Genomic DNA, 12766 nt, shown 5'->3' on the forward strand with positions numbered 1-12766 from the left:
TTTTTGTTGTACAACACTTCTATTTTCTCTTTCATGGTTAAAATATTTTGGGTTGATACTAAAGAGTTTAATAAAACTCAAGTTAACGACATACTATTATAGAGCGTAAAAAATGAAAAAGGTTGCGTGAAAAGGTGAAAAAAAAAAATAAAAACCCGTTAGAACCAAAAAACTAACGGATTTTTATTGAACAAACCAACCAAATTTAAAGAAAAACCTTTGATCAGATACTTTTGGCTAAGTACCAGTCAAATCTTTTGTCTCTTCATAAGATGGTTTGGTTCCGGAATGGTTGCGTTAGTAAATGCATATTTTTTTAAATAAAAAACCCGATCATCTTTTAGGAATGATCGGGTTGTATGTAAAGTATTGATTGTAAATACTTTTAATGATTTTAAGCGTCTGCTAATTCTTTGATATGTGCTTTGATTTTAATCTCAAGTTCGTCTGCTAATTCCGGATTATCTTTGATCAAAGCTTTAACAGCATCACGACCTTGTCCTAATTTGGTATCGCCATAGCTAAACCAGGAACCTGCTTTTTTAACGATTTCAAACTCAACAGCAAGATCAAGAATTTCACCTGTTTTAGAAACTCCTTCTCCGTACATGATATCAAATTCGGCAGTTTTGAAAGGCGGAGCAACTTTGTTTTTTACAATTTTAACTTTGGTTCTGTTTCCAATTACATTTTCACCGTCTTTAATTTGCGAAGAACGACGAATATCTAAACGTACCGAAGCGTAGAATTTTAGAGCATTACCTCCTGTTGTAGTCTCCGGATTACCAAACATAACACCAATTTTTTCTCTCAACTGGTTGATGAAGAAAACGGTACAGTTTGTTTTACTGATGGTTCCGGTAAGCTTTCTTAAGGCTTGTGACATTAAACGTGCATGAAGACCCATTTTGGAATCTCCCATTTCACCTTCGATTTCACTTTTTGGAGTCAATGCAGCAACAGAGTCAATTACCACAATATCAATTGCTCCTGAGCGAATTAAATTTTCGGCAATTTCCAGCGCTTGTTCTCCGTTATCAGGTTGCGAGATGATTAAGTTTTCGATATCGACACCCAATTTTTCGGCATAATTTCTGTCGAAAGCATGTTCAGCATCTATAAAAGCAGCTATTCCGCCGGCTTTTTGAGCTTCAGCTATTGCATGCAATGTTAGAGTGGTCTTACCAGATGATTCAGGACCGTATATTTCAATAATTCTTCCTTTTGGATATCCATTTACTCCAAGGGCTAAATCAACGCCAAGTGAGCCAGAAGAAATCGTTTCTACCTCCACAATGGCTCTGTCGCCCATTTTCATTACGGTTCCTTTTCCGTAGGTTTTGTCAAGTTTATCAAGCGTTAGTTGTAACGCTTTTAATTTGGCTTCTTTGTCTGAACTCATCTTTTCTTAAATGTCTAAATTGTTATTTTTTTCTTTCAAATAAATTTAAAGAAGATACTAACTTCTTGATCTTTATTAATGAGGCTTATATTTTGTAAAAATAGTTCTTTTTTCGAAGTTTGATTGTTCCAAATTGTCACAATTTGCACTACAAGAATAAAGCCTTTAATTCTGTGGCATCGGAAGGATTTAGTTTTCCGGCTAACACTAAACTAAGTTGTTTACGACGCAAAGCGGCGTCAAAACGTTGTATTTCAAGTTCAGTTTCGGGCAATATAGCCGGTACTTCTACAGGTCTGCCGGTATCGTCTACGGCTACAAAAGTGTAAATGGCTTCGTTGGCTTTGGTTCTGTTACCAGATTCGCGGTCTTCTACCCAAACATCAATGAAAACTTCCATCGAACTTTTGAAAGATCTTGAAACTTTTGCTTCAACTGTTACTACACTTCCTAACGAAATGGCTCTGTTAAAAGCCACGTGATTTACAGAGGCTGTAACTACAATTCGGCGGGAATGTCTGCGGGCTGCAATACTTGCGGCACGATCCATTCGGGCTAATAATTCGCCACCAAAAAGGTTGTTTAAAGGATTTGTTTCACTTGGTAAAACTAAATCGGTTAAGATGGTAAGGGACTCTGATGGGTGTTTTGCATTCATTTTTTTACTGTAAATTTTATTTTTTGCCACAATTTTATTTTTTGATTTCAATTCAATTTTGTTTTACGAATGTTGAATCTGTGACGATTTAATTTTTTTATTGACTTTAAAGCGGTGCGATTATGTCAGATTAGTTCAACCAGTAAACCGCCATTACTGCCGGAATAAAATAGATCACTATGGTTCTTGCACCGTCATAATCTTTGGCTAATCGCTGTCCGAAAAGCATCATTAGCAATGTGATACATGAAAATATAGCTCCGTATAATCCAAATTCCCGGCCACTGTCGGTGAGCAATTGTATCGCTCCGACTACACATAAAATTCCGGAGATTAATTCCATAATTAAAAGATGAAGCAGGGCAAGTGGTATTTGGTTTTTAAGTCTTGTTTTGGCAAAATGTCCTTTAAGCCACTCGACATTGTCTTTCCAGTAAAATATTTTTTCGTATCCGGATTGTAAGAAGGTTAAAGCTAAAAATGCTAATAGTAAAATGGAGGCAACATTATTCATTTGATAACTATTTTTTGTGGATTAAACGAGTCAGTTTTATAGATAAGTCGGTTAGAATTATTTTTGCATTTCCGTTCCTTTCGATATGATACATTGCATCCGAAAGTTCTTTGAAAATTTCATGAATATTGTTTCCGTTGACAAAAGGTGCAAAATTTTCGAGTTTGAATTTATCTACTTTTGGTTCGATGTACACAAGAGTAGGGGCCTGATAGTTAAGCATCAAGGCTTGTCGAAACATTTCCATGCAGAACTGGATGAATTTTTTCTGACTTTCACGTCCCAGACCGGCAATTTCTTCACTCCAGGAAATTAAATCCTGAATAGCAGCTGCATTTCCTTTCGCTCTAAACGCAGCGCGAACCCAATTGACAAACCATTGTTCGAAAGGTAACTCTGAATCATCTTCTTTTAAAAGATGTAAGGCCTTACTAAAATTTCCCTGTGCCTGATGTGCAATTTTAAAAGCTAATTTTTCGTCAATGTTTTCTTTAGAAATTAAAGCTTCTGCAATTACTTTTTCGGGAAGTCCGTTAAAATGAATGACCTGACAACGGGAGCGGATGGTTTGAATTATATCTTCTTCGTTTTCAGAAATGAGAATGAAAATAGTCTTGTCTGAAGGTTCTTCAAGTAATTTTAAAAGTTTGTTGGAGGCGGCAATATTCATTTTATCGGCCATCCAGATAATCATAATTTTGTAACCGCCTTCGTATGATTTTAATGAAAATGATTTCAAAACTTCCTGTGCATCTTCAACTCGAATTTCTCCTTGTTTGTTTTGAACACCAAGTACTTTGTACCAGTCAAACAAACCTCCATAAGGCATTTCCTGTATAAAAGTACGCCAGTCCTGAATAAAATCTAAACTTTTGGGTTTTGTTTTGACATCCTCAGTGGTCACTGTCGGATAAATAAAATGCAAGTCGGGATGAGAGAGGTTTTGAAATTTCAAATTGCAGGAATCATTTCCGTTTGAGTTTTCGTCTCCTGTGTTGTTGCACAAAATATATTGTGCGTAGGCAATTGCTGTTGATAATGTGCCACTTCCTTCCGGCCCAATGAATAGTTGTGCATGCGGAATTCGTCCGGAAGCTGCACTTTTTATCAAGTGACTTTTGATGTAATCCTGACCTAAAATTTGAGAAAATTGCATGAAGCAAAGATAGAAGAAAATGATGTAGTCAAAAATTTTAGCTCAAAAGTTTATCCATACAGAGTGATTTCTAATAATCATGAAGATTTCGAGCTGTTTTTTGACGTTTGTTAACCAACTTTTGTTAATAAACATGGCAAGATGTGGAGATATTAAGACTTTTTTGTTAATAGTTTTTTGCTGTACAATGATTAACGAAAGCTTTTTTTGATTACTGGTAGTACGTGTTAGTTTATTTTTTATAGCCAATATCTTACCCTTTGCGACAGAGCCAATTTTAACTAAAATCTCGTTAAAACGCACATTTTCTCGACATAACGCTGGTTTTTAAGCTTTTTTTAAGCTTTTTTTTTGAAAAAAGAAATCAATAAAGTTGCAGTTTAAGTTAATTTCTATATTTTTGTTTTTATGAACAACCAATTATAAACTAAGAATCTATGAAAGGGAAAATTATTTTATTAAGTACACTTTTTTTTATGACGACTGGTGCCATTTCGGCTCAGGCGAAAAATGCTCCAAGAAGTATAATCAGTACAACTGCTATTATTCGTAAATACCATGATCAAAAAGAATTGAGTGGTATGCAAAAAGGAGAACTTTTAGAATTGTACATCGAGCGTATTAAAGTTTTAGTAAAAACTCTTCCTTACATTGCTTTGGTAACAAAACCGGGAGTTACGATGGCCGACTTAGGTATTCCGGATGACAACGAACACAAAAAAGTGTTAGATGGTCAGGCTGTTGGTACAACAACATTTTTAGATACAACAGTAGAATTTCAAAGAAAGATGATGCCGTATTCTGATAAAGGAAACTTAATCGCTGCAATTTTATTCTACGAAAGCACATTGAAATCTTTACACGAGTTCAACGAATTGAACGAAATGTAATATTATATAATTTTTAAAGCTTTTTTTGTCAATGTTTATATAGAGGATTAAATTTATATAGATGTTTTAGAAAAGAAATAAAAAACAACTCTCTCGAAAAGTTCTGAGTATGATCAGAAAATTCGAGATGAGTTTTTTCATTTACGCATACCCAAATTTATTATTAACTGTAATACCCCCTTATCATGAAAAAAATTACTCAAATGATCTGCGTTCTTTTGACAGTTACGAGTATGAGTGCTCAACAAGAGAAAGGAATTATGGGCTACAACAATTGGTTGAACAACTGGACCGAATTTAAGCCTAACAAAGTAGAGTATGGAGAAGCAAACCAAATTTTAGCAGGAAATATTTCTGTTAATACTAAATTGCTGAAGAAGAATATTTATGTACTGCAAGGTAATGTTTATGTTACGAACAATGCAGTTTTAACCATTGAACCAGGAACTTTAATTATTGGTGATTTTGAAACAAAAGGAACTCTTGTTGTTACAAAAGGTGCCCAAATTATGGCTGATGGTTTAGAGACCGACCCAATTGTATTTACTTCAAACCGTAGCCAGAAAAAAGCTGGTGACTGGGGTGGAATCGTAATTCTAGGGGATGCACCAATTAATAAATTTGGAAATGTTGGTTCTTACAACTTAGATCTTGATCCTAGTTTAACGACTTACGGTGGTGATAATGCTGCCGCTAATTCAGGAGTTTTAAGATTCGTAAGAGTTGAATTTGCAGGTAAAAAAGTAAAAGGTGTAGACACTTTCAACGGTATAACTTTTGCCGGTGTGGGATCTAAAACAGTACTGGACAACGTTATGGTAAGCTACTCTGGTGGTGACTCATTTGCCTTTTTTGGAGGTGATGTAAACGCTACTAAATTTGTATCTTATAAATCAATCAATGACGATTACAAATTTACTCAGGGTGTACAATGTCGTTTGTACAATTCATTAGCAGTAAGATCTTCTTATTTATCAAGTAATAAAGACGGTTCTCGTTGTATGGAAGTAAAGTCTTTCGAAAAGAAAAGTGAAACTGATTTTACTAAAAAACAAACTTTAGTTGTTGCAACTAATATTACGATGCTTAATGACAGCGAAAACATCAAAGCTGATATTCAGTCAGGATTAGTAAAAGAAGCTGTTTTTGTAGCTGAAAATGCTTCTCTTGAAATGAAGCGTAGTGTAATTTCCGGATTTAATCCAGCTGTTTTATTAGACAGTAAAACAGAAATTAATGATGCTAATCTAAAGAAAATCAAATTTGAAGAAATGTACTTTAACCTATGTAACGGAAATATCTTTACAGAGTACAACTCAAACAATGAAGATTTAGAAAGCTGGTACGGAAATAGTGTATTTTTCAATGTGTATTCTCAAAGTAACAACAGAGAGACTTTCATTGACATTTTCAACCCTAAAAAGCCGGATTTCAGATTACAATTAGGCAAAATTACAGCGTCTAGCAGCAACAGATAATAGATTTCGATTTTTATTTCAGCGTAAATTTTATTAATAAAGTCCCCAGACATAATTTATGTATTCGTCTTAATACCGGACAAATAAAGATCAAGACATAATGGCACCATCTAGAAAAAAATATTTTATATATATAATATTTTTGGTTTTCCCTATTTCGCTTAGTTTATATGCTCAAAATACCACAGTAGAACGACCTACTTCTGCTGAAGCAATAAGCGAAATAAGAGGCTGTGAGAACCAAAAAATAAAAAATGCTGATCCAGTATGTATCGGCGAATTAGATAATTCTAATCAGTTATTAGCAGGGCTATCCATCCCCAAGGATAGCCTTTCTATGGCAGCTGAAGTGAAAGATCAGAATTCAGAGTGCAAAGAAAATTCGTTTTTAACCGGTTCTTTTTCAGTTCTTGCAAAGGATATTATCGAGAACTATAAGTACGATTTTTCTGAAACATTTATTGATATCCTCTTTTTTGAAGACATAGATTTAGCAAGAACACGCACTATATGATTCAAAAAATTACCCCAAATTTTACCAAATTAGTGCTTTTGTTTTCTTTAGTTATTTTAACTAAATTAAATTCATATGCCCAAACGCCAGTGATAGGACCACAGCAGCTTCCCTTTGAGAGAATCTGCGCTGGTTTTATTGTCAATGGCGTTGTGTTTAATGAATATTTTGCAACTTTCAGCTACGTAGATTTTCCCGCTGGAACAACTTTTGCCGTAGAACTTTCTGATGAGACTGGAAGTTTTACAAATCCAACAGCTACTACAACACTTTCGGTTACAGATGATGCTGCTTTAAAACAACAAACAATTAAATTTGCGGTTCCGACTAATCTGAAAGGATCGGATGTGTATAGCTTACGCGTTAAGAGCTTGAATACTACACCTGTAGTAAATAGCCCAAGATTTAAAAACGCCGTTGGTAATACAACCTTTTCTGTTTATTACAGTACTTATGTAAGTTCGTTTTATATTAATGAAAAACAGCCAACAGCGTCTTTTTGTGCTGGCGGTAATCTTACACTTTCCGTTTATAATCCTACGCCTTCTGATCAGGCTTCGTCACCTGCTAATTACTCCAATCTAAAATACAAATGGTACAAAGATGGTGCTGTAATTGCCGGACAAAGTTCTAAAGATTTGATTGTAAATTCTGCCGGAAAATACTATGCCGAAATTGACTATGGTTTATGTTCTGATGTAAATTTTAGCTCAAATCGTGTTGATGTAACGACTTCAGGATCGGGAGGATCGGCAGTTACCATTAGCTCAAGTTTGGGAAACCCGTTTTGTGCATCTGGATCAGGAACAGTTCTAACGGCTACTTCCGGAAATACTTACGTTTGGAAGAAAGACGGAGCAATAATTTCGGGTGCTACTACGCGTAGTATTAATGCAAATGTATCAGGAGTTTATACGGTACAGGTTGATTTTGGAGGATGTAGTGCTACAGGAACTATCGATTTGAAAAGTAATAGCTTTAATGCGAGTATAGATGCGCCGGAAACCACATCAATAAACGAGGGGGAAACTTTGAATGTTTCGGTTACAACAGATGCTTCAAACCCTACTTTTGAATGGTTTTTAAATGGAAACGCAATTGCAAGTGCAACATCAAGTTCTTATGTTGTATCTATTCCTGGTAATTATAAAGTTAAAATTTCTCAAGCATCGGGTTGTATTTCTTCTCAGGAGTTTAGTTTTAAAGTTACAGGACCAATGGCTTCGACGACAGTGATTCCTAATGTTGTAAGTCTCCAGAATCCCTATTGGAATGTTCCGGATGTTTATAAAACAGTCCAGACGAAAATAATAATCATGAGTTCTAATGGTGAAATTATGTATGACGGTTTAGGAAGTGATTATAATCCTGAAACCAATACGTTTATAAAAGATTTTAAAAATGTTAATCCGGTATATTACTATGTCATTAAATCCGACAATGGTGAAAAAAAAGGATCAATAACTGTAATAAGGTAATATGAAGAAAATTTTACTATTCATCACACTATTTTACGGTTTTTCAAATACACTCTATTCTCAGGACAAAAATGAGGATGGAGTTGTTTCGTTTTCGTTACCTATTAGAAATTCTTTAAAGTTTAATCGATACTTAATTAACCCGGCTTTTAGCTTTGTTCGTGAAACAAATGCTTATGCCAGTTTTTATAATAAAAGACAATGGGTACAGTTTGAGAATGCACCAAACACCTATTTAGCCAACTATTCGGGCCGTTTTAGAGAAAATGAAGCTTTTGCTTTTGGTCTGTTTCAGCAAAATTATGGTTTAATGACGGTTTTTGGAGGAATCGGAAACTTTGCTCATAACATCGTTTTAGAGCAAGACAGTAATTTAACTTTTGGTTTAAATGTTGGAGTTTACCAAAGCAGTTTAAATAAAGGAAAAATCATCTCAGATGATCCAAATATTTTAAATGGAGACTATCCGTCAAACACTTTACTTACGGTTAATCCGGGAGTAAATTATGGAACAGAGTTCCTTGACTTTGGATTAGCGGTAAACAATCTTATCCTTTATAATTTCGGTGGCGGAATTGTAAAAGAAGACCCTGAAAGAGCGATTCAGTTGCATGCTATGTATACAGGATACATTGATAGTTTCGGTTTTTTTGACAGAAGTAAATTTTCAGGAATTGTAAAAACAGAGGTTAAAAAAGGTAAGACAGTAATTTCCGGACTTGCAATGATTGCAATTCCAAAAGGAGTTTGGGCTCAAGCAGGATACAATACATTATATGGGATTTCTGCCGGTCTTGGATTTAATATTTCTCCAAGTATTGCATTTGAATACAACTATGAAAAAGGCATGGGAAATTTTACCAATATGGGAGGTTCGCATGAATTTACAATTGCTTATAAATTTAAAAATAAAAACTATTACTATGGTGATGATGAAGAAGGCTCTTTAATAGATCCGGCTAAACCAAAACCGGTATTGGCTAAACCATCATCAGGAACAACCGCTGAGAGAACTGATGGTGCAGAAAAAGCGAGACTGGCTGCCGATGCGAAGGCTAAAGCCGATGCAGAAGCGCTAAAAGTGAGACTTGCCGCAGCCGAAAAAGTGAAGGCTGATGCAGCAGCGGCAGCAAAAGCAAAATTAGAAGCAGACAATAAAGCCAAAGCTGATGCCGAGGCACTTAAGATAAAAATAGCCGCTGACGCTAAAGCTAAAGCTGATGCCGCAGCAGCAACAAGAGCACAAACTGCAACGGCAAACAGAGCAGTTGCTGCAGAACAAAAAACACAGGCGCAGCTGACCGCAGATAAGGCAAGAGCGGATGCTGAAGCCCGCAGAATAAAATTGGCTGCAGATAATAAAGCGAGAGTAGATGCAGCGGCAGCGGCAAGAGCGAATGCTAATAAGCCTTCAGCGACGCCACAAAAAACACAGGCACAACTGGCTGCTGATAAAGCCAAAGCTGATGCCGAAGCAATGAAATTGAAATTAGCCGCAGATGCTAAAGCAAAGGCTGATGCGGAAGCCGCTAAAGCAAAAACTGCTGCGGAAAATAAACCGGCAACAGCGCCACAAAAAACACAGGCTCAATTAGCTGCTGACAAAGCAAAAGCTGATGCGGAAGCCGCTGCAAAAGCAAAATTAGCTGCTGATGCAAAAGCAAAAGCAGATGCTGAAGCTCTGAAAATAAAACTAGCAGCAGATGCAAAAGCTAAGGCTGATGCTGCAGAAGCAAAACGTAAAGCCGATGCAAAAGCGAAAGCAGAAGCTGCAGACTTACAATCAATTTTAGCTGCGGATGCAAAAGCCAAAGCAGATTCAGATGCGCTTCAGGCGAGACTGGCTGCTGAAGCGAAAGCCGCTGCTGCTGCTGCTGCAAAAACAAAGGCAAGTATAGATGCTGCCAATAAAGCAAAAATAGCTGCTGACGCGAAAGCTAAAGCTGCTGAAGAAGCTGCCTTAAAAGAAAAACAAGCTGTTGAAGCCAAAGCCAAAGCAGATGAAGAAGCCAGACAAGCCAGAATTGCTGCTGAAGCTAAAGCGAAAGCCGATGCAGAAGCTCTTAAAGCAAAATTAGCTGCAGATGCTAAAGCGAAAGCGGATGCAGAAGCACTTCAGGCGAAATTAGCTGCCGATGCAAAAGCCAAAGCCGATGCAGAAGCTCTTCAGGCGAAATTGGCTGCAGATGCTAAAGCGAAAGCCGATGCAGAAGCACTTCAGGCGAAATTGGCTGCAGATGCTAAAGCGAAAGCCGATGCAGAAGCACTTCAGGCGAAATTAGCTGCCGATGCAAAAGCCAAAGCAGATGCAGAAGCACTTCAGGCAAAATTAGCTGCCGATGCAAAAGCCAAAGCGGATGCAGAAGCACTTCAGGCGAAATTAGCTGCTGATGCTAAAGCGAAAGCGGATGCAGAAGCCCTTCAGGCAAAATTAGCTGCCGATGCCAAAGCCAAAGCAGATGCAGAAGCACTTCAGGCGAAATTAGCTGCTGATGCAAAAGCCAAAGCAGATGCCCAGGCTCTTCAGGCGAAATTGGCTGCCGATGCAAAAGCGAAAGCGGATGCAGAAGCACTTCAGGCTAAGTTAGCTGCTGATGCAAAAGCCAAAGCCGATGCAGAGGCACTTCAGGCTAAGTTAGCTGCTGATGCAAAAGCCAAAGCGGATGCAGAAGCTCTTCAGGCAAAATTAGCTGCCGATGCTAAAGCGAAAGCCGATGCAGAGGCACTTCAGGCTAAGTTAGCTGCTGATGCTAAAGCGAAAGCCGACGCAGAGGCACTTCAGGCTAAGTTAGCTGCTGATGCAAAAGCCAAAGCTGATATGGAAGCTTTACAAGCTAAATTACTTGCGGATGCGAAGGTAAAAGCAGATGCAGAAGCAACTGCGAAAGCGAAAGCAGATGCAGAAGCAAAACAATTACAGGAAGCAGAAGAAGCTCGTTTGGCAAAATTAGCTGCCGATGCCAAAGCGAAAGCCGATGCTGAAGCTCTTCAAGCAAAGTTAGCTGCTGATGCAAAAGCTAAAGCAGACGCCAAAGTTAAAGCGGATGCTGAAGCCCTTCAGGCGAAGTTAGCAGCAGATGCCAAAGCGAAAGCCGATGCAGAGGCTCTTCAGGCGAAGTTAGCTGCTGATGCTAAAGCAAAAGCCGATATGGAAGCCGCACAAGCGAAGTTAGCTGCTGATGCCAAAGCGAAAGCCGATGCGGAAGCTCTTCAGGCGAAGTTAGCTGCCGATGCCAAAGCAAAGGCGGATGCAGAAGCCCTTCAAGCGAAGTTAGCTGCTGATGCCAAAGCGAAAGCCGATGCAGAAGCTCTTCAGGCGAAGTTAGCTGCTGATGCTAAAGCTAAAGCTGATGCAGAAGCCCTTCAAGCGAAGTTAGCTGCTGATGCCAAAGCGAAAGCCGATGCGGAAGCTCTTCAGGCGAAGTTAGCTGCCGATGCTAAAGCAAAAGCCGATATGGAAGCCGCACAAGCGAAGTTATTGGCAGATCAAAAAGCGAAGGCTGATGCAGAAGCGACAGAAAGATTAAAAGCTGAGGAAGAAACAAGACAGTTGCAATTAGCAGAAGAAGCTCGTTTGGCAAAATTAGCTGCTGATGCGAAAGCGAAAGCCGATGCAGAAGCTCTTCAGGCAAAGTTAGCTGCGGATGCACTTGCAAAAGCTGCTTCAGCTCCAAAAGATGATACAGCAAAAGCAATAGATAACTTATCTCAGTCTATCGAGAGCGCAAGTAAAATGCAGAAAGATTTATTGGCACAGTTTAATACAACAGTGGCAAGTAAACAAAGAGACTTGAACGACTTAAGAGAAGAGAATGATTTAAGTGAGAAAGGAATTTATAAAGAACCAAAACCTTTCAAAAGTGTAGCAGCCGAGAACAGTCAGCTGGAAGCTTTAAAATCTCAACTTGCTGAAGTAAATAAAGCACAGAAAGATGAAATTGCGAAGTTGACTAATTTATACAACGAAAGGCTTAAAAAGTTTCCTAATAAAAACGATGCTTTGAATAAGGCTTATCTGGAAAAGATAAACGAGTTAAAAGCAGCACAATTGAAAATGGAACAGGATAGCGCAACATTACTTTCTAATTTAGAACGTATCAAGGCCGAGACTGAAATTGAGAAAAAACGTCGAATCAAACGTGCAGCATATGAGAATGATCAGGGCCGATATGCACAGGATGTTGCCGCTCTTAAACGTATTAGAGAAACAACGAAATTAAGCAGTACGCCTCTAACAGCAAGTGATTTTGATTTCGGTGAAGACCAATCAAATATGCAGATTATCAAGAATATTAAGAATGCTGATGGTGGATATTATTTAATTATTGCAGTTCACAGCAGTGTTGAAAAACGCGATCAGTTCCTCGCTAAAGCAGTTGCAGCAGGACGTACAGATGTTAATTTCTTTTATAATGTAACCACAAGTAAGTATTACATCTATTATGAGAAATTCGACGGACTATCAGAAGCTACAAAAGCACTGGAAGCAAAAGGGACTAAGCCATACAACGGGAAAATGGCAATTGTGAAAGTGGAGAATTAATATAATTATTGAGAATATAGCCCCGTTCTTCTTAATTTTTTTAAGAAGAACATCTATTATAAATGTTTCAGAATGCTTTGATTTATTTTTTAACGCCCCTTAGAAAATAAAAGAGAAGCAAAAACAAAATGAA

General features: G+C 37.7%; 9 protein-coding genes. 5 read left to right on the forward strand and 4 right to left on the reverse strand.

Going from position 1 to position 12766, the window contains the following annotated elements; translation table 11 throughout:
• Window positions 1-394: 394 nt before the first annotated feature.
• The 4 genes from recA to JO950_RS01455 all read right to left on the reverse strand — a co-directional run bounded on the left by recA (window position 395) and on the right by JO950_RS01455 (window position 3730).
• Window positions 395-1402: a recombinase RecA gene (gene recA / locus JO950_RS01440; protein WP_017495770.1), complete on the reverse strand. Its 1008-nt coding sequence runs from the start codon at window positions 1400-1402 to the stop codon at window positions 395-397.
• Window positions 1403-1550: 148 nt separating this feature from the next.
• On the reverse strand, window positions 1551-2060 hold the full coding sequence (locus JO950_RS01445; RefSeq protein WP_026109914.1) for an acyl-CoA thioesterase: 510 nt from the start codon (window positions 2058-2060) through the stop codon (window positions 1551-1553).
• A gap of 130 nt (window positions 2061-2190) precedes the next feature.
• On the reverse strand, window positions 2191-2574 hold the full coding sequence (locus JO950_RS01450; protein WP_202700730.1) for a DoxX family protein: 384 nt from the start codon (window positions 2572-2574) through the stop codon (window positions 2191-2193).
• Window positions 2575-2581: 7 nt separating this feature from the next.
• Window positions 2582-3730, reverse strand: a complete 1149-nt coding sequence (locus JO950_RS01455) for a DNA polymerase III subunit delta' (protein ID WP_202700731.1) — start codon at window positions 3728-3730, stop codon at window positions 2582-2584.
• 437 nt (window positions 3731-4167) lie between these two features.
• On the opposite strand from JO950_RS01455, the gene JO950_RS01460 reads away from it, so the two are divergent.
• The 5 genes from JO950_RS01460 (at window position 4168) to JO950_RS01480 (ending at window position 12633) form a co-directional block, all read left to right on the forward strand.
• Complete coding sequence (locus JO950_RS01460; protein WP_202700732.1) at window positions 4168-4620, forward strand: hypothetical protein; 453 nt, start codon at window positions 4168-4170, stop codon at window positions 4618-4620.
• 185 nt (window positions 4621-4805) lie between these two features.
• On the forward strand, window positions 4806-6098 hold the full coding sequence (locus JO950_RS01465; RefSeq protein WP_202700733.1) for a hypothetical protein: 1293 nt from the start codon (window positions 4806-4808) through the stop codon (window positions 6096-6098).
• A 100-nt stretch (window positions 6099-6198) separates the two neighbouring features.
• Entirely contained in the window at window positions 6199-6612 is a 414-nt protein-coding gene (locus JO950_RS01470; protein WP_202700734.1) for a hypothetical protein, read from the forward strand.
• Window positions 6609-8090: a gliding motility protein SprC gene (gene sprC / locus JO950_RS01475; RefSeq protein WP_202700735.1), complete on the forward strand. Its 1482-nt coding sequence runs from the start codon at window positions 6609-6611 to the stop codon at window positions 8088-8090. Before JO950_RS01470 ends, sprC begins: the two co-directional genes overlap by 4 nt.
• Before the next feature lies 1 nt (window position 8091).
• Window positions 8092-12633, forward strand: a complete 4542-nt coding sequence (locus JO950_RS01480) for a type IX secretion system membrane protein PorP/SprF (protein ID WP_202700736.1) — start codon at window positions 8092-8094, stop codon at window positions 12631-12633.
• Window positions 12634-12766: the final 133 nt, after the last annotated feature.

This window comes from Flavobacterium sp. UGB4466 (genome assembly GCF_903469665.1).
Classification (GTDB): domain Bacteria; phylum Bacteroidota; class Bacteroidia; order Flavobacteriales; family Flavobacteriaceae; genus Flavobacterium; species Flavobacterium lipolyticum.